Annotated in this window: 18 protein-coding genes; 12 read left to right on the top strand and 6 right to left on the bottom strand. The window is 63.7% G+C overall.

What is annotated here, in order from left to right; all coding sequences use genetic code 11:
* Positions 1-9 precede the first annotated feature (9 nt).
* Positions 10-1,170 carry a globin domain-containing protein gene (locus AC1DVN_RS19800; RefSeq protein WP_477994143.1) on the top strand — a complete coding sequence of 387 codons (1,161 nt, stop codon included), beginning with the start codon at positions 10-12 and terminating at the stop codon, positions 1,168-1,170.
* A 3-nt stretch (positions 1,171-1,173) separates the two neighbouring features.
* On the opposite strand, the gene AC1DVN_RS19795 is transcribed toward AC1DVN_RS19800, so the two are convergent.
* Together AC1DVN_RS19795 and AC1DVN_RS19790 are read right to left on the bottom strand one after the other, a co-directional pair.
* On the bottom strand, positions 1,174-1,920 hold the full coding sequence (locus AC1DVN_RS19795; protein ID WP_003944435.1) for an FAD-binding oxidoreductase: 747 nt from the start codon (positions 1,918-1,920) through the stop codon (positions 1,174-1,176).
* A 16-nt stretch (positions 1,921-1,936) separates the two neighbouring features.
* Positions 1,937-3,133: an FAD-binding oxidoreductase gene (locus AC1DVN_RS19790; RefSeq protein WP_046379818.1), complete on the bottom strand. Its 1,197-nt coding sequence runs from the start codon at positions 3,131-3,133 to the stop codon at positions 1,937-1,939.
* A 182-nt stretch (positions 3,134-3,315) separates the two neighbouring features.
* On the opposite strand from AC1DVN_RS19790, the gene clpB reads away from it, so the two are divergent.
* From clpB to pyrE, 5 genes are all read left to right on the top strand, one after another.
* Complete coding sequence (gene clpB, locus AC1DVN_RS19785) at positions 3,316-5,868, top strand: ATP-dependent chaperone ClpB (RefSeq protein ID WP_020906630.1); 2,553 nt, start codon at positions 3,316-3,318, stop codon at positions 5,866-5,868.
* Between the two features lie 158 nt (positions 5,869-6,026).
* Positions 6,027-6,998, top strand: a complete 972-nt coding sequence (locus AC1DVN_RS19780) for a hypothetical protein (RefSeq protein WP_029254744.1) — start codon at positions 6,027-6,029, stop codon at positions 6,996-6,998.
* Positions 6,999-7,084: 86 nt separating this feature from the next.
* Positions 7,085-7,972 (top strand): hypothetical protein, encoded by an 888-nt coding sequence (locus tag AC1DVN_RS19775; RefSeq protein ID WP_477994152.1) that lies wholly within the window; start codon positions 7,085-7,087, stop codon positions 7,970-7,972.
* 46 nt (positions 7,973-8,018) lie between these two features.
* A complete protein-coding gene (locus tag AC1DVN_RS19770) occupies positions 8,019-8,819 on the top strand; it encodes an SDR family NAD(P)-dependent oxidoreductase (RefSeq protein WP_029254745.1) in 801 nt (266 codons plus the stop codon).
* 74 nt (positions 8,820-8,893) lie between these two features.
* The gene (gene pyrE / locus AC1DVN_RS19765) at positions 8,894-9,427 is read left to right on the top strand and encodes an orotate phosphoribosyltransferase (RefSeq protein WP_019749433.1); all 534 of its coding nucleotides are present in this window, start codon (positions 8,894-8,896) and stop codon (positions 9,425-9,427) included.
* Positions 9,428-9,478: 51 nt separating this feature from the next.
* Here pyrE and AC1DVN_RS19760 read toward each other — a convergent pair whose 3' ends face one another.
* The 3 genes from AC1DVN_RS19760 to AC1DVN_RS19750 are packed head-to-tail and all read right to left on the bottom strand — an operon-like array spanning position 9,479 to position 11,799.
* A complete protein-coding gene (locus AC1DVN_RS19760) occupies positions 9,479-10,735 on the bottom strand; it encodes an MFS transporter (RefSeq protein ID WP_020906634.1) in 1,257 nt (418 codons plus the stop codon).
* A 23-nt stretch (positions 10,736-10,758) separates the two neighbouring features.
* Positions 10,759-11,202, bottom strand: coding sequence for a MarR family winged helix-turn-helix transcriptional regulator (locus tag AC1DVN_RS19755; RefSeq protein ID WP_019749435.1), 444 nt, complete (start codon positions 11,200-11,202; stop codon positions 10,759-10,761).
* A 33-nt stretch (positions 11,203-11,235) separates the two neighbouring features.
* Positions 11,236-11,799 carry a TetR/AcrR family transcriptional regulator gene (locus AC1DVN_RS19750; RefSeq protein WP_097387719.1) on the bottom strand — a complete coding sequence of 188 codons (564 nt, stop codon included), beginning with the start codon at positions 11,797-11,799 and terminating at the stop codon, positions 11,236-11,238.
* Between the two features lie 63 nt (positions 11,800-11,862).
* Here AC1DVN_RS19750 and AC1DVN_RS19745 point away from each other — a divergent pair, with 63 nt between their 5' ends.
* Positions 11,863-12,543, top strand: coding sequence for a lysophospholipid acyltransferase family protein (locus tag AC1DVN_RS19745; RefSeq protein ID WP_003944312.1), 681 nt, complete (start codon positions 11,863-11,865; stop codon positions 12,541-12,543).
* A 49-nt stretch (positions 12,544-12,592) separates the two neighbouring features.
* On the top strand, positions 12,593-13,306 hold the full coding sequence (locus AC1DVN_RS19740; protein ID WP_021343244.1) for a lysoplasmalogenase: 714 nt from the start codon (positions 12,593-12,595) through the stop codon (positions 13,304-13,306).
* A gap of 4 nt (positions 13,307-13,310) precedes the next feature.
* Here AC1DVN_RS19740 and AC1DVN_RS19735 read toward each other — a convergent pair whose 3' ends face one another.
* Positions 13,311-13,754 carry a hypothetical protein gene (locus AC1DVN_RS19735; RefSeq protein ID WP_097387717.1) on the bottom strand — a complete coding sequence of 148 codons (444 nt, stop codon included), beginning with the start codon at positions 13,752-13,754 and terminating at the stop codon, positions 13,311-13,313.
* Positions 13,755-13,788: 34 nt separating this feature from the next.
* On the opposite strand from AC1DVN_RS19735, the gene AC1DVN_RS19730 reads away from it, so the two are divergent.
* The 4 genes from AC1DVN_RS19730 (at position 13,789) to AC1DVN_RS19715 (ending at position 17,109) form a co-directional block, all read left to right on the top strand.
* A complete protein-coding gene (locus AC1DVN_RS19730) occupies positions 13,789-14,571 on the top strand; it encodes an SDR family oxidoreductase (protein WP_097387716.1) in 783 nt (260 codons plus the stop codon).
* 67 nt (positions 14,572-14,638) lie between these two features.
* A complete protein-coding gene (locus AC1DVN_RS19725; RefSeq protein ID WP_477994142.1) occupies positions 14,639-15,238 on the top strand; it encodes a DUF6636 domain-containing protein in 600 nt (199 codons plus the stop codon).
* The gene (locus tag AC1DVN_RS19720; protein ID WP_019749442.1) at positions 15,238-15,930 is read left to right on the top strand and encodes a TrmH family RNA methyltransferase; all 693 of its coding nucleotides are present in this window, start codon (positions 15,238-15,240) and stop codon (positions 15,928-15,930) included. Before AC1DVN_RS19725 ends, AC1DVN_RS19720 begins: the two co-directional genes overlap by 1 nt.
* 57 nt (positions 15,931-15,987) lie before the next feature.
* Positions 15,988-17,109, top strand: a complete 1,122-nt coding sequence (locus tag AC1DVN_RS19715; RefSeq protein WP_019749443.1) for a glycoside hydrolase family 76 protein — start codon at positions 15,988-15,990, stop codon at positions 17,107-17,109.
* The last annotated feature ends 4 nt before the right edge of the window (positions 17,110-17,113 follow it).

Here is a 17,113-nt window from a genome sequence, read left to right as displayed (position 1 = left end):
AGGATGAGCGTGGATTCGCAAGCAATCTCTCTGGTCCGGTCGAGCTTCAAATCCGTCGCTGCGGTAGAAGATGGTCCGGAACGGCTCGCCCGTACCTTCTATTCGATCCTGTTCGCTCGATCGCCCGAAACGCGGGAGTTCTTTCCGGCGGCGATGGATGTGCAGCGGGACCGGCTTGTCGGCGCTATCGCTCACGTCGTCGAACGCCTCGACGAGTCCGACGCGATACTCGAATACCTCGCGCAGCTCGGCCGCGATCACCGCAAGTACGGCGTCACCGACGAGCATTACACGGCAGTCGGCAATGCCCTGATCGAAGCACTCGAGACTTTCGGTGGCGCCGAAATGTGGACAGACGAGGTCGACAGCGCGTGGCGCAACGCGCTCGCGATCATCTCGGCAGCGATGATGGACGCCGCCAACGCGGAGGACGGCCCGCCCGCCTGGAGTGCCACCGTCATCGAATGCCGCCCGGTCATCAAGGGCGTCGCCGTCGTCAGGCTGCAACTCGACCAGACGATGGACTACCGCGCCGGTCAGTACGTCAGCGTGCAGGTCGCCGCGAGGCCGCGGATGTGGCGCTACCTCTCACCGGCCACGCCGTACGACGGGACCGGAGTCCTCGAATTCCACGTCCGTCAGGTCACCGGCGGGTGGGTCAGCCCGGTCATGGTGAACCAAACCGCTGTCGGTGACACCTGGGTGGTCGGTTCGCCCATCGGCGCCCTGGGGATTCCGGAGAACTCCAAGGACCTTTTGATGATTGCGTCGGGAACAGGTGTCGCGCCTCTTCGCGCTCAGATCCTCGAACTGATCCGACGCGGCAACACTCGCAAGGTCCAACTGTTCTACTCCGGACAGCATCCGTGCGATCTCTACGACCTTCCGCACCTGTGGAAGCTGGCCGAGAAGCACCCGTGGCTCACGATCATCCCGGTCTCGGAAGAAGACGAGAATCCGTGGTGGCACACCGAGCCGGAACCGCTGCCGCCGATCGGCATGGCCAGGCGCATCGTCGGCAAGGTCGGTAAGGTCGTGACCTCGTTCGGGGACTGGGCGGGCTACGACATCCAGGTCGTCGGCAGTGAATCCATGGTCAACAGCACCAAATTCAGGCTTCGCGCGGTGAGCATCGACGTCGACACCGTTCGCAATGATCCGACGTACTGACCGTCAGTACGGATCGAACTGAATGACCTCGGCCGGCGTTCCGGCCTCGATCAATCGATCACGCGTCGATCGAACCATGGCCGCTGATCCGCACACCAAGACCTGATGTTCGGTGAACGCACCGTACGACGCGACGACGTCGGCGAGCGTGCCTTCGATGAGATGATCGTCGCCGAATCCGATGTCGACGTTCAAACGGTCGAACCACCCGTCGGGCGGGCCGCCGTCGGAGAGATCTTCGACGACGGGAATGGGCTGCAACCACGGAAACTGATCGGCGAGTAGCCACAACATGTCCGCCGCATAGAGATCGCGAAGCGTTCGGCCGCCGAAGAAGAGGTACACCTGCGGCGGGTTCGGGGTCTGAGCCAGATCGAGAATGATCGACCGGAGTGGGGCCAAGCCGGTTCCGCCCGCGACCATGATGACGGTGGGGCCGTTCTCGTCGACGGACAGGTTGCCGCGCGGGTCGAGGATCTGCCAGACGTCACCGGGCTGGGTGTCCTTGACTATCGAACCGCTGACCCAACCGCCGGGAACCGTCTTGACGTGAAACTCCAACTTCCCGTCGTGTGAGGGAGGCAGGGCGGGGGAGAGTCGGCGGAGCAACCGCGAATTCTGCGGGACGCTGACATCGACGTACTGGCCGGGGCGGAAGGGGACGACATCGCCGACCAAGCGGACAACCGCCAGATCCTCACGGAGACGGTGATGTTCGACGACTGTGCTCGACCAGGTTCGCTGGGCCATGAAAGTTCTCCTGTAGTCAGTAGAGCGGGTCGTGCCGGATCTGGTCGAGCGGAGTTCCGCCGGCACGCAAGGCGTAGACGGTGGTCTTGATCATCGACGGTGACCCCGAGATCTGCACCTGACGGTCGGCCCACGAGCCGAACTGCGAGACCACTTTTCCGATCGGTCCGATCAGTCGGCTGTGCATTCCGAAGGGTGGCTCAAGCACCGGTCCGTTGTGCCACCAAGGGTTTTCGGGTTCTTCGGAAACCGGTACGACGGTCAACCACGGATTACTGAGCGAGATGTGCCAGAGCGTTTCGAGGTCGTAGAGGTCGCACGGATACCGGCCGCCGACGAACAGGTGCACGCGCGGATTGTGCGCGCGTTGGGACATTTCCATCACCTGTGCCCGCAGTGGGGCGATGCCGGTGCCGGATCCGATCATGAGAACGTCACGGTCGCTGGTGAAATCGACCTCGAGACCGCCGAGGGGAGTGGACATGACCCAGCGGTCACCGACGTTGGTCTCGCTGACGATCGCGGGGCTGACCCATCCTCCCGACACCTTGCGGATGTGGAACTCGAGCTGACCGAAAGGGTTGGTCGGAATCGCCGGTGAGTAGTACCGCCACATTTTCGGGCGCTGGGGAATCTGAACGCCGACGTACTGTCCCGCCCCGTACGGAATGGGTGGGTCGGCTTCGAGGCGCACTATCGCCAGATCGTCGAGGACTCGTTCGTGGCTGACCACGGTTGCGCCCCAGAGTGCCGGGGTCGTATCGGACTCGGCGCCGTCGGCCATCGTGCTCACGACGAGGTCGGTGAACTGAGACCAGGCGTCCTCCAGTTCCGGCGTCCACTTGTAGCGACTGTGCGCGCTGGTTCCGTACATCGACCGAACTGCGCGCTCGAGTGCAACACCGGCAGCCTCGTAGTGCTCACGCTCGACGCCGTAGCGGCGATGATCGCGGCCGAGTTGGGTGAGGAACTTCCGGATCCGACGATGCTGGGGAAGGTTCTTGACGACGAACTCGATCGCTCTGAAGAAACGGTGCCCCTGCGATTCCATCCCGGCCGGGAACAATGAGCGGTACAGAGGATGTTCCGCAAAGAGGCCGGTGTAGAACACAGCCGAGAAGTGCGCACGGCTCTCTTCGTCGTCGGTCAGAGAATCGAGGCTGGATTGCAGACGGGCGATCACTGTCGGATCCAATCCATCCCCCTTTCGCACCAGCTGCAACTCTCGCCACAATTCTAGTACGGCTCAAAATGTGACCTACGAAACCAACTCGGCCTGGCGAAAACAAACTTGAGCGGAATAGACTCAAGTTTGTCCGCGTTGAGCATATTGACACAGTCGCAATACCAACCGGTCGCGGCTCTTCCCGTTCGACTTCGCCAGAAAGGTGACAAGTGGACTCGTTCACACCAACAACCAAGACCCAGGCTGCGATGACGGCTGCACTGCAGTCGGCGTCGTCGGCGGGTAATCCCGATATCCGGCCTGCCCATCTGCTGGTCGCATTGCTCGACCAGACCGACGGCATCGCAGCCCCACTACTCAAAGCTGTAGGCGTCGACCCCACGGTCGTACACCGTGAAGCACAGGCAATCGTCGATCGCCTGCCCAAGACAACCGGCGCAAGCTCCACCCCGCAACTCGGGCGTGAGGCACTCGCGGCACTCACTGCTGCTCAGCACCTCGCCACCGAGATGGACGACGAATACGTCTCCACCGAGCACGTCCTCTACGGACTGGCCGGCGGCGACTCCGACGTCGCGCAGTTGCTCGTACGTCATGGCGCTACCCAGGACGCATTGCGTGAAGCCTTCACCACCGTCCGCGGCAGCGCTCGCGTCACCAGCCCGGAGCCTGAAGGCACCTACCAAGCGCTGGAAAAGTACTCCACCGACCTCACCGAAGCTGCACGTAGCGGCAAGCTCGACCCGGTGATCGGTCGCGACACCGAGATTCGCCGTGTCGTGCAGGTGCTCTCGCGTCGTACCAAGAACAACCCGGTACTCATCGGTGAGCCCGGCGTCGGCAAGACCGCGATCGTGGAGGGCCTTGCCCAACGCATCGTCGCGGGTGACGTCCCGGAATCGCTTCGAGGCAAGACCGTCGTGTCCCTGGACCTCGGGTCCATGGTCGCCGGTGCCAAGTTCCGCGGTGAATTCGAGGAACGCCTCAAGGCAGTTCTCGACGACATCAAGAACAGTGCCGGACAGGTCATCACCTTCATCGACGAGTTGCACACCATCGTCGGCGCCGGCGCCACCGGTGAATCCGCGATGGACGCAGGCAACATGATCAAGCCGATGCTCGCCCGCGGTGAGCTGCGGCTGGTCGGTGCCACCACGCTCGAGGAGTACCGCAAGTACATCGAGAAGGACGCAGCACTCGAGCGTCGTTTCCAGCAGGTGCTCGTCGGTGAGCCCTCGGTCGAGGACACCATCGGCATCCTGCGCGGTCTCAAGGAGCGCTACGAGGTGCACCACGGCGTACGCATCACCGACTCCGCGTTGGTGGCTGCTGCCGCGCTGTCGGACCGGTACATCACCTCGCGGTTCCTGCCGGACAAGGCCATCGACCTCGTGGACGAAGCCGCATCGCGACTTCGTATGGAGATTGACTCGCGACCCGTCGAGATCGACGAGGTGGAACGCACTGTTCGCCGACTCGAAATCGAAGAAGTGGCACTCGAGAAGGAAACCGACGACGCGTCCAAGGCTCGGCTCGAGAAGCTGCGTCAGGAACTCGCCGACGACCGCGAAAAGCTCAATCAGCTCAGCACCCGCTGGCAGAACGAAAAGCAGGCCATCGACTCGGTGCGCGTGCTGAAGGAACAGCTCGAAACCCTGCGAGGAGAGTCCGAGCGCGCTGAGCGTGACGGCGATCTGGGCAAGGCAGCCGAGTTGCGCTACGGCCGCATCCCGGCGCTGGAGAAGGAACTGGAAGAGGCAGCAGTCGCTTCCGGAGCCGCCTCCGACGGTGACGTGATGCTCAAGGAAGAGGTCGGGCCGGACGACGTCGCAGACGTGGTCGCAGCCTGGACCGGCATTCCGGCCGGCCGGATGATGGAAGGCGAGACCGAGAAACTGCTCCGCATGGAGTCCGAACTCGGCAAGCGCGTCGTCGGCCAGACCGACGCCGTCGTCGCCGTCTCGGATGCGGTTCGCCGTGCCCGAGCAGGTGTCGCCGACCCCAATCGGCCCACCGGTTCCTTCCTGTTCCTCGGCCCGACCGGCGTCGGTAAGACGGAGCTCGCCAAAGCCTTGGCGGACTTCCTCTTCGACGACGAGCGCGCGATGATCCGTATCGACATGAGCGAATACGGTGAGAAGCACTCGGTGGCCCGACTCGTCGGTGCCCCTCCGGGCTACGTCGGTTACGAAGCCGGCGGCCAGCTCACCGAAGCAGTTCGGCGACGCCCGTACTCGGTGGTCCTCTTCGACGAGGTCGAGAAGGCACACCCGGACGTGTTCGACGTCCTGCTTGCAGTGCTCGACGAAGGCCGACTCACCGACGGTCAAGGCCGCACGGTGGACTTCCGCAACACCATCCTGATCCTGACCTCCAACCTGGGATCCGGTGGCACGCGGGAGCAGGTCATGGACGCGGTACGCCACGCGTTCAAGCCGGAGTTCATCAATCGTCTCGACGACGTGGTCGTTTTCGACTCGCTTTCCGAAGAGCAGTTGGAACACATCGTGGACATCCAGCTCGAGCAGTTGCAGAAGCGTCTGGCTGCGCGTCGTCTCACCCTCGAGGTGAACGGTGCAGCTCGGATGTGGCTCGCAGTGCGCGGCTACGACCCGCTGTACGGCGCTCGGCCTCTGCGTCGACTCGTTCAGCAGTCGATCGGCGACCAGCTCGCCAAGCTGCTCCTGGCCGGCAAGGTCCAGGACGGCGACACCGTGCACGTCGGTGTCAGCGAGGACGCGGATCAGTTGGTTCTCTCCTGATTCGGTAAGCGGAATGCCCCGTCGATCCACTTGGATCGGCGGGGCATTCGCATTTTGTTCTACCCTGGATGGCTGGATGCTCGAACCGGGGATGTCTGCACCCGCGCCTCTCCGAACGACTTCGACGCTCTTTCGTCCCAACCGAAGGTGAGCCAGGCATGACCGATCAGAACGATCCGCGTAACTCGGGTGGGCCGCGCCGTGAGGATCCCGAGGCCACCGAGGTCTGGGGGCGTACACCCGACCAGCCGACAGAGCAGTACGGGACGGTGTCCGGCCAGAATCCGAACCAGCCGACGGAGTACTTCGGTCAGCAGCCGGGGGCGGGGCAGTTTCCGGGGGCGCAGCAGTATCCCTACGGTGGCCCGGATCAGAATACGGAGTACTTGGGGCAGCAGGGGCAGCAGCCGAATCCCACGCAGGCCTTCCCCGCCTACAACCCGCAGTTCGATCCGCAGGCCCCGCCGCCGGGTGCGACGCAGGCCTATCCGCCGTACACGGCCCAGCAGTACGGGAACCCGGATCAGTACGGGAATACACAGCAGTACGGAAATACACAGCAATATCCGGTTGCCGGTGGTGGCGGGGGAGTTCCGCCGGAACAGCCGTTCATCGAAGACGGGTCGTCGGGCGGCGGCAAGAAGCGCAAGCTCGCGACGTGGGTGGCTGCCGGTGTGGTCGGGATCCTGGTCGCAGTGATCGCGATCGTCGCGTTCTCGGCGTTCGGTTCGAACGACAAGGGAACCCAGACCGCTTTCGTTCCGCCGACCACTACGACGCAGGCGCCGACCACCACACCGCCGAAGGCGAGCACCACGGCACCGACTCCGACGACGGATTCCCCGCTCAGCCAGCTCCCGGGCGGGCTCGGCGAAGTCATCGGCGACGCCGGGGGAGCCGTCGGCACCGTCAAGTCGAACGACGGCGGCACGTTGGTCATCGATTCGATCGGTGGATCGCAGGTGACGGTTCTGACCACAGCCGACACCACCCTCATCGCGCTCAACCGCGCCACGATTGCCGATCTGCAACCGGGAGACAACATCGTCGTCGACGGAACTCCGGTGGAGAACGGCACGATGACCGCCAACACGATTCTGAGTACGTCGTTGCCGAAGTTCGGCAACTGAGTCGTTCACGACACATCAGGCGAGTCCACCAGGGTGTCGCGGGAGGTTGAGGCCGCGAGTCGCTACCCTGGAGGGTGATGACTGGAATGTGGTTCGGACTGGCAGCAATTGCACTCGCAGGCGCGGGTGCGCTCCTGTACGTCGACAGGACGAGGCGAGATCAATCCGGGCGAGTGCGTCAGATCTGGGCCAAGGCGCAGGGATACACGTACACGGCCACTGACGATCAGCTGGCGGGCGAATGGCATCGCGCGGTCATGGCGAAGCAGGACTACCTCACTGCCACCGACGTCGTCCGAGGCCGTCGTCGCGGAGAGCAGTTCGTGCTGTTCGACCTGGAAGAGACCGCAACCATCGTCGCCGTTCGCCGCGAGATCGGGTCGGACGTCGACATCGATCTTCGGTTGAAATCGACGGCTCCGCCCAAGGACGGCGACCTGAACCTGCTGGGTGCGATCGGTTCACGAGTCGTCTTCGCGACCGATCTCGAGATCGCACGTCGTGTCTGTGATCAGCGCATGGTGGCGTTCACCGAATCGGTTCCGCCGTCGATCAGCATGCTGTGGAGCGAAGGGCAGTGGACGCTCGGTTCGCTTCCGGTGACCAGTAACGGCCGGGATTGGGACGCTGCAATCGAGTCGGTTGCGCGCCTGTCCGGCATTCTGCATGTCCTGCCTCCCGTCACCGATCCCAACGAACTCGAGGTCGATCACGATCCGAGCCGCCCGCGGCCGGGCGCCGAGAAGTCTCGCCCAACTCCGGATCCGGTAGAACAGCCCCGTTCGCGTCAAGAGCAGCCGCCCCGTGAAGCTCCGCCGCGTGAATTTGCCCCGCGTGAGCCTGCACCGCGTGAGCCTGCACCGCGGGAATCTGCGCCACGTCAGGACCAATCGCTGCGCAAGCCCGAGGCGGCTGACAAGCCGGCTCAGCGTCCGGCGTCGCAGCGCTCGGGCACAATTCGCCCGGTCGACTGACCTTTAAGGTTCCCGTCCAGCCGCGATAACCACTAGCGTGGCCGGTATGTCGACTTCCCACTCGGATCGCCCTGTGCGTCCCGTTGCCCTGGTGACCGGACCTACCTCTGGTCTCGGCGCCGGTTTCGCCAAGAAATACGCCTCCCTCGGATACGACCTGGTTCTCGTCGCACGTGACGAGGTCAGATTGCACGACCTCGCGTCCGAGTTGAAGACGATGTTCGGCACCGAGTCGGAGATTCTGGTTGCCGATCTCGCATCGGAGGCTGGACGCGACACCGTCGCGCTTCGTCTGGAGAAGGGCGTCGAGGTGTTGGTGAACAACGCCGGATTCGGTACCTCCGGCGAGTTCTGGACTGCAGATCCGGCGCTTCTTCAGTCTCAACTCGACGTCAACGTCACCGCCGTGATGCGGCTGACCCGTGCGGCGCTGCCCAGCATGATCGCGTCGGCGCACGGAACGATTGTCAATGTGGCGAGCGTCGCGGGCCTGCTGTCCGGCCGGGGTTCGACGTATTCGGCAAGCAAGGCCTATGTCATCTCGTTCACCGAAGGGCTTTCCGGCGGGTTGGCCGGGACGGGAGTGCGCGTTCAGGCGCTGTGCCCGGGCTTCATCCGCACCGAGTTCCACGAGCGTGCGGGCATCGAGATGTCCACGATCCCCAAGCCGATGTGGTTGAGCGTCGACCAGGTGGTTGCGGCGTCGATGAAGGATCTCGGTGACGACAAGGTCATCAGCATTCCGGGAATTCAGTACAAGGTCCTCACGACGGCTGGGCGTCTGGTTCCCAAGGGGCTGGTTCGCCGGTTGACCAACATCGTCGGACGAGGCCGCGGGCGCACGTAGCCCAGAGGCAGCAGGCGCACGTAGCCCAGAGGCAGAAGCCGAACACAAGGCGGTGGTCGGTAGGCTGAGCACTCATGAGCGATCGTGAGGATTTGGCTGCGCTGGTGCGCGAATTGGCTGTTGTACACGGAAAGGTGACGCTGTCTTCGGGCAAGGAAGCCGACTACTACGTCGACCTTCGCCGCGCGACACTTCACCACAAGGCGGCGCCACTGATCGGCTCGCTGCTGCGTGAACTGGTCGCGGACTGGGATTTCGACGCCGTCGGAGGTTTGACGATGGGCGCCGATCCGGTTGCGATGGCGGTGATGCACGCTCCCGGACGCCCGATCGACGCGTTTGTCGTTCGCAAGGCTGCGAAGGCTCATGGGATGCAGCGTCAGATCGAGGGCCCGGACATCGTGGGCAAGCGTGTCCTGGTTGTCGAGGACACGACCACGACGGGCAATTCTCCGTTGACAGCAGTGAAGGCTCTGCGCGAGGCCGGGGCCACAGTGGTCGGAGTCGCTACCGTCGTCGATCGCGCGACGGGTGCGGACGCGATTATCGGTGCCGAGGGCGTCGAGTACCGATCGCTGCTGGGCCTGGAAGATCTGAACCTGAGCTGACGCCCCGTGAGTGGTTAAGGGGTCCCTGCACTCCTCAACCACTCACAGGGGTCAGTCGCCTACGGTGACGGCGAGTGCTTCGTCGACGCTGTGCGGCGCGGGATCGTGGTCGTCGACGTGTGCGAGGACCTTGCGTCCGCTCGACAGGACGAACACGGCGGCGAGGGTGAGCACCGCGCCGACCCAGAACGGCATGTGGACGTTGGACTCGCCGAGCTTGCCGGCTACCCACGGAGCTGCGGCGCCGCCGACGAATCGAACGAAGCTGTAAGCAGCCGAGGCGGTCGACCGTTCCACGGGAGCCGAGATCATGACGGTTTCGGTGATGAGTGTGTTGTTCACACCGAGGAACAACCCGGCGAGGACGACACCCACGATCAAGACGATCTTGTTCTCGGTGAAGAGCGCCATCATGCCGAGGTCGAGTGCGAACAGTGTCAGCGCCAGCATCATCATCGGTAGTGTGCCGAAGCGTCGTTGCAGGCGAGGAGCGAGGAAAACCGACGAGATCGCCAGCATCAGGCCCCAGCCGAAGAAGATGAATCCGATCGGGTACGCCCCCATGTCGAGGGGGAACGGTGTGTACGCGAGCAGCGTGAAGAATCCGTAGTTGTAGAGCAGCGCGGTGATGGCAACGGTGAGTAGCCCGCGGTGCCGCAGCGCCTGGAACGGTGCAGCGATGGATGTGTGGTGTTCGGGCTTGGGTGCGCTCGGAAGCATCACGACGATGAGAATGAAAGCAACCGCCATCAGGGCTGCGACGCCGAAGAACGGTGCGCGCCAGCTGATGTCACCGAGAACGCCGCCGACCAGCGGTCCAACCGCGATACCGATGCCCAGTGCAGCCTCGTACAGGATGATCGCCCGTGCGACGCCGCCGCTGGCCGCGCCGACGATGGCCGCCAGTGCCGTTGCGATGAAGAGTGCATTGCCCAGTCCCCAGCCGGCACGGAATCCGACGATCTGGCCGATGGTGCTGGAAGCGCCTGCCAGAGAGGCGAACACGATGATGATGGCAAGGCCTACAAGAAGCGTTTTCTTGGCGCCGATGCGGCTGGACACCACACCGGTGATGAGCATGGCCACGCCGGTGACGAGCATGTAGCTGGTGAACAGGAGCGAAACCTGCGACGGTGTGGCGTCGAGTTGTTCGCCGATCGGCTTGAGGATCGGATCGACCAATCCGATGCCCATGAAGGCGATGACGCTGGCAAAGGCTACCGCCCACACCGCTTTCGGTTGTTTCAGGAGGCTCGGCGGAGCCTCGTTCTGGTGCGTTGATGTCGCGGTCGTGTTGCTCACGGCCACCTCCTTTTTCAGTGGTGGGTATTTCAGCTGGGGTCGGAAGTCTTGATGATGGACCGCAATTCGGCCAATCCGTCGGCCAGTTTCTTGATCTGCTCGGGCCCGAGTTCGACGAAGTGGGGGACTAGAGCGTCGGCGATCTCGTTTCGGCCGTCGTTCAGGATCTTTCGACCCTTCTCGGTCATGGCGACGCGCACTGCGCGGGCGTCCTCCGGGTCGGCGCGGCGTTCGACGTAACCGTTCTCGCCGAGTTTGCGCAGTAGGGCAGTGGCAGAGGGCTGCGAGCTTCTGTCGAGTCGAGCGAAATCGCTGATCCGCATTTCGCCGTATTCCTCGAGGAGTGAGAGCGCGCGCAGCCAGGCGCGTGGGTACTGATCGGACGCGAAAGAACCTGCCAGCTTCGCGAAGCGGTGCGTGTTGCTCACGAGGTTGACGAGTAGTTCGTGCAGTTGCTGCTCTTCATCTGTCACGAAGAATATTATTGCATAGGGTAACTATGTAAATCAACGAGTCCGTAGAAGGTGGTCCGTCACACTCGTGGTGACCAGTGCCGCGATGTCGAGGCCGGGTGCAACGAGCGCGAGGCTTCGATTTGCCGCCAGCACTGCGATGCCGTGGGTTCCGGACCAGATGGTCACTGCAGAAGTGGTGGGATCGGACGCGTCGGCCTCTTCGGTCAAGGCTTGCAGGGCGGCGAAGAGCGGGAGTGAAGACTCTCGGAGGTTGCTGCCGGCGGCTTCGAGGAGGTCGTGGCGAAACATCAACTCGAACATCGCCGGCCGCTCCTGGGCGAATGACACGTATTCGATTGCTGCCGAGATCAATCGGCTACGAGCGGGTTGTTTGCCGACAAGTGTCGGTTGGAGTCTTTCGGTGAGATCGCGCAGGCCGTGTGAGGCAATTGCGGCAAGCAGGCTGTTGTGGGTCGGAAAGTATCTCCGCGGGGCGCCGTGCGACACGCCCGCACGACGCGCGATCTCCCGTAGCGTCAGTTCTGTGGCGCCGTCGGCATCGAGAATCTCGACGCCGGTGGCGACGAGTGTTTCGCGAAGGCTGCTGACAGTCATGGAAGACAGTGTCTATTATTCTGGGCGTAGACACTGTCTACTAGACGGAAAAGGTGATGCCCTGTGCTCTATTGGTTGTTCAAATACGTTCTGATCGGCCCGGTCCTCTGGCTGTTCGGGCGGCCGACGATCGAGGGGCAGCACCACATCCCCAAGAAAGGGCCGGTGATTCTCGCCGGAAACCATCGGGCAGTCGTCGACTCGTTCTTCCTGGTCCTCATGGTGCGCCGACGCATCACCTTCGTCGCGAAGAGTGAATATTTCACCGGGACCGGTGTGAAGGGCGCGATGCAGCGCTGGTTCTTCGGTGGGGCGGGTCAGGTGCCGATCGACCGTAGCGGCGCCGATGCCTCCCGTGCGGCATTGGACACGGCCATCGGAATTCTCGACAAAGGCGGCGTCTGGGGGATCTATCCCGAGGGAACGCGATCGCCCGACGGATGCCTGTACAAGGGAAAGACCGGAGCGATTCGTGTCGCCTTGGAAACCGGGGCGCCGGTCATTCCCGTCGTCGTGCACGGCGGCGACGCAGTCAACCCGCCGGGTACGCGGATGTGGCGCTTCAGCAAGGTCCGGATCACGGTAGGGGAGCCGATCGACTTCTCTCGGTACCGCGAACTTCGTGGCTACCAGGCCGTCGTGCGCGCGGCGACGGACGAATTGATGGCGGTGCTCTGTGACCAGTCGGGGCAGGAATACGTCGATGTCTACGGCGCGGACGTCAAATCCGGCGACGCTGCCTGAGTGACCCAGTACGGTCGCTGTTGGACGTGTAACCAACAGGAGGATTGTGATGGCGGGCAAGTGGGGCATCGAGCACGCAGTTTTTGCGGCGGCGACGGCAGCGACGGTGGTCGGGGCAGTGGTCGGTAACGAGCGGGTTCAGCAGATCGCGAAGCCGTTGATCGCACCCGCCCTGGCCGCCCGAGTGCTGCGCAAGCGCTCGGAGACGGAAACTGCCGATACCGCACTGCTTCTCGCCGGCCTCGCCGCTGCGACCGTCGGCGACGTGTTCATGATCGACCCGGACAACGATGCTCGTCTGATCAAGGGCGCGTCGTCGTTCGCGGTGATGCAGGCCAGTTACTCGGCTCTTCTCCTGCGCCGCGGGGCACGGCCGACCCGTGCTGCCCTCAAACCCCGCATCAGCGGTTGGTCGACGGCGTCCGGTCTGCTCCGTGCCAAGGCACCGAGCGTGTCGACGCCGCTCACCGGATACGGATTGATGTTGGGAACCACCTCGACGTTGTCGGCGGACCCCGCTCTGGCACCGCAGTCCAAGGCCGTGCTCGACGTTGTCGTCCCGAACAAGGATCGACGCTCCTGGCTCGGATTGGGCGGAGTGCTCTTCACCGCGTCCGACGGGCTGATCGTGGTGCGTCGACTGTTCATCCGTGGGACCGCCGGCCGCGCCGCTGCCGAGGGTGTGATCCTGGCGTCGTACGCGGGAGCGCAACTGATGCTGGTGGAGGGCATGTTGGCGCTGGGACGCAAGAAGAGCGTCTAGTTTTTCACGGGCACAGCATGATTCGGTCTCGGTTCTTCGGGTCCACCATGACGGTGACCGTGGATCCGGGAGTGATCTTGTCTTTGAACTCGGGTCGGATCTCGTACTCGATCCGGCCCGAGTACGAATCGGAACCTGGAACCGTGAGGCGGAGTGCGAGCTTGGCCAACTCGCCGTCGACGGTTCGGCGCAGGGGTGTGACCTTGTCGATTCGTGCCCACCCTTCGAGGCCGTGCTTTTCGAGCTTGCGCTCGGCGCGGGTCGGTCGATTGGCCCAGGCCATTCCGAATCCGAGTACCGAGCCGAAGGCGGCGAGTAGTCCGCCGATCTGATAGGGCAGAGTGCCGGGTGGGGTGTGATCGACCAGCCATCCGAGCCACACCGCGAGCACGATCAGATATCCCACCGCGATGAAACACACGGTGTGTACGACGCGACGGTGATTCATCAGATTTCCTCCACATCCAGGATAGCCTGACCGGATGAGCGAACCGAACGTCTTCATCACCGGTGCTGCGGCTGGAATCGGGCGGGAGACGTCGCTGTTGTTCGCGCGCAACGGATACCGCGTCGGCGCGTTCGACATCGCCGACGCCGGCCTTGCCTCCTTGAAGGCCGAGATCGACGGTTTCGGTGGCAGCGTCGTGACGGGTGTCCTGGACGTCACCGATCCGGTGGGATGGGCGCAGTGTCTGGCCGATTTTGCCGGGGAGTCCGGGCGTCTGGACATCCTGATCAACAATGCGGGCGTGCTCTCCTCGGGACGGTTCGAGGATATTTCTCTTGCGGCGCATCGCCGAATGGTCGACATCAACATCACCGGCACCCTCAACGGCACGCACACGGCTTTCCCGTACCTCCGCGATACCGTCGGCGCTCAGGTGGTCAATCTGTGCTCCGCTTCGGCGATCTACGGCCAGCCCGAACTGGCGACGTACGGTGCAACCAAGTTCGCGATCCGCGGCCTGACCGAGGCGCTCGATCTGGAATGGGCACAGCACGACATCCGTGTTCTCGCGCTCTGGCCGTTGTTCGTCCAGACCGCGATGGTCACTGGAATGGACACCGGAGCCACCAGATCGTTGGGTATCAAGCTGACTGCCACCGACGTCGCGAAGGAACTGTGGGCGGCCACACGCGGCGCCGGACGCGTACACAAGGTTCACTACCCGGTCGGAACGCAGGCGAAGCTCTTTCTCAGTGCGTCGCGGTTCTCGCCCGCGTGGCTCTCACGGCTGATGAACAAGCGCGTCACCAGCACTTAGTCGACCACACGATAGAGTGCACTGTCGGCTGTTGCTGGGCCAAGATGACGTGTGTGGAGGTAGTCGGGTGGTTCGTGTTCGGGTGGGGTTCGTCGTGTTGGGCGTCGGGTCGGCGCTCGTGCTCGCAGGGTGCGGCGGGGAGGCGGATTCAGCGCCGACCGTAGCGGCGCAGCCAAGTTCGACCACCACTACCGCAGTGCCGACGACAACCACCACCGTCGCGCCCGTCGTCCCCACGACGACCGAACCACCGACCACGACGCTGCCACCGACGACGACGCTCACGGACGTGCAGTTCGAGCGCAACGAGTCGTACTACTTCACCACTCCCGACGGGAACTTCCAGTGCGGCATCATCAAGTTGCCCACCAGAATCGAAGCCGGGTGCGAGGGAACGACCACTCCGGTTCCGCCGCGGCCGGAGAGCTGCATGGTCAACTGGGGCAACGGTATTCGCGTCACCGACGAGGGTGAGGGTGCTTTCATGTGTTCGGGCGGAGAGGTGTACACCTCGGGCGGTCCCGACGCCGATCCGGTGTTGGCGGCCGGTCAACCGCTGAGCAAACTGGGTTTCACCTGTACGACCACCGCGACAGACGTCTCGTGTGTCAACGATCAGACCACGCACGGCTTCACGGTGGCTGCAGATTCCAACGAGGTGTACTGATGACCGAAGTCGCAGCCGACGACGTCTCCGGTGGGGCCGGTGAACCGGGACCCACCGAGTGGGGCGAGAACCCCAACGGCGTCGGGCCGTGGGCCGAGGAGCACGACACGGAACCGCCGACCGACGAGCGCTACGACCCCGTACTCCTCGCCGAGGGTGATCGTCGAAACGTCTTGGACGAGTACCGGTACTGGACGCGGGAAGCGATAGTCGAGGACATCGACTCGCGCCGTCACACGATGCATGTCGCCATCGAGAACTTCGCGCACGACGCCAATATCGGCACGGTGGTTCGCACGGCAAACGCGTTTGCTGCGGCCGCGGTCCACATCGTGGGGCGTCGGCGCTGGAATCGGCGGGGCGCCATGGTGACCGATCGATACCAACACATCGTTCACCACGCCGACATCAGCGAGCTCGTCGAGTACGCCCGTGAGAATTCACTCACGATCGTGGCCGTCGACAACACCCCGGGGTCGGTGCCGCTGGAAACGGCAAGCCTGCCGCGAGAGTGCATCCTGCTGTTCGGTCAAGAAGGGCCCGGAGTGACCGATCATGCGAAAGAGGTTGCGTCCATGACGGTCTCGATCGCGCAATTCGGGTCGACTCGCAGCATCAACGCCGGTGTCGCGGCCGGCATTGCGATGCACGCGTGGGTACGTGAGCATGCCGATCTCGCCGATTCCCGCTGATCTCGCTCGCGAATTCCGGCTAGCGCGTAGCGCCTCGACCAGACAGGATAGGTAGTTATGCAGGAAGTGTGGGCAGAGCGAGCCGATGCGGCTGAGGGCGCGATAGTCAGTCGTCACCTTCGGCGCCTGTGGGGACTGCCCCGGACAGCACTCGGCGTGGTTGCCTGGCCTGCTGTTCGGCGCGAGCGGATGTTCAAGCCGTGGCACTACTGGTGGCAAGCACACCTGCTTGACACTGCAATCGACGCGCTCGAACGTGACCCGACGCCCAAGCGTCGTCGCCGGGTGGCGAAGGTTGCCCGCAGTGTGCGGGTCCGCAACGTCTCGGCGTGGACCAACAACTATTACGACGACATGGCGTGGCTGGGCCTCTCGCTCGAACGTGCTCAACGCATGTTCTCGGTCGATCACCGGACCGCGGTCCAGGCGCTCGAATCGCAACTCTTCGATTCGTGGTCCCCGGCCGACGGCGGCGGTATTCCGTGGTGCAAAGGTTCCGATTTCTACAACACCCCGGCAAACGGACCCGCCGGAATCATGCTGGCGCGCACCGGAAAACTCTGGCGCGCGCAGGCAACGGCCGACTGGATCGACGAGACGCTGCGGGATCCGGACTCCGGACTGATCTTCGACGGTATCCGCCGCGACGGCACCCTCGAGCGCGCGATCTATTCGTACTGTCAGGGCGTCACGCTGGGGTTGGAAACCGAGTTGTCGACGCGATTGGGCGAACCGCGCCACCGCGAGCGAGTCCACAAACTCGTCGACGCGGTGTACGACGGAATGACCGAGTACGGAGTCATCACGGGCGGTGGCGGAGGCGACGGCGGACTGTTCAACGCAATCCTGGCTCGCTACCTCGCGTTCGTGGTGGTGAACTTGTCCTGGGAGACTCACGAGGACCTGCGAGCGCGCGAACTCGCAGCGCAGATCGTTCTGTCCTCCGCTGAAGCGGCCTGGAACAACAGACTGCAGATCGAAGGTCTGCCGCTGTTCGGGCACGACTGGACCAAGGATGCTCAGTTGCCGAGTCTGTCCGGCGACATCGCCACCTTCGCCGCCGGAACCGTGCGCTCGTCGAGCGTGCCCGAGCGAGACCTCTCGGTGCAGGTAGGTGGGTGGATGCTCATGGAGGCGGCATTTGTCGTCTCGGCGGCTGGATACCCGCGTAAGCGTTAGGCTT

The organism is Rhodococcus sp. P4_E4, from assembly GCF_056401575.1.
Note: the sequence above shows the minus strand (reverse complement) of the source record. Positions and strands in the feature narration are given on the sequence as shown.

Excerpts from the sequence above, each read along its gene's own strand:
- AC1DVN_RS19795 (WP_003944435.1), bottom strand. The coding sequence starts at position 1,920 with ATGGCCCAGCGAACCTGGTCGAGCACAGTCGTCGAACATCACCGTCTC.
- AC1DVN_RS19780 (WP_029254744.1), top strand. The coding sequence starts at position 6,027 with ATGACCGATCAGAACGATCCGCGTAACTCGGGTGGGCCGCGCCGTGAG.
- AC1DVN_RS19775 (WP_477994152.1), top strand. The coding sequence starts at position 7,085 with ATGTGGTTCGGACTGGCAGCAATTGCACTCGCAGGCGCGGGTGCGCTC.
- AC1DVN_RS19770 (WP_029254745.1), top strand. The coding sequence starts at position 8,019 with ATGTCGACTTCCCACTCGGATCGCCCTGTGCGTCCCGTTGCCCTGGTG.
- pyrE (WP_019749433.1), top strand. The coding sequence starts at position 8,894 with ATGAGCGATCGTGAGGATTTGGCTGCGCTGGTGCGCGAATTGGCTGTT.
- AC1DVN_RS19750 (WP_097387719.1), bottom strand. The coding sequence starts at position 11,799 with ATGACTGTCAGCAGCCTTCGCGAAACACTCGTCGCCACCGGCGTCGAG.
- AC1DVN_RS19740 (WP_021343244.1), top strand. The coding sequence starts at position 12,593 with ATGGCGGGCAAGTGGGGCATCGAGCACGCAGTTTTTGCGGCGGCGACG.
- AC1DVN_RS19735 (WP_097387717.1), bottom strand. The coding sequence starts at position 13,754 with ATGAATCACCGTCGCGTCGTACACACCGTGTGTTTCATCGCGGTGGGA.
- AC1DVN_RS19730 (WP_097387716.1), top strand. The coding sequence starts at position 13,789 with ATGAGCGAACCGAACGTCTTCATCACCGGTGCTGCGGCTGGAATCGGG.
- AC1DVN_RS19720 (WP_019749442.1), top strand. The coding sequence starts at position 15,238 with ATGACCGAAGTCGCAGCCGACGACGTCTCCGGTGGGGCCGGTGAACCG.
- AC1DVN_RS19715 (WP_019749443.1), top strand. The coding sequence starts at position 15,988 with ATGCAGGAAGTGTGGGCAGAGCGAGCCGATGCGGCTGAGGGCGCGATA.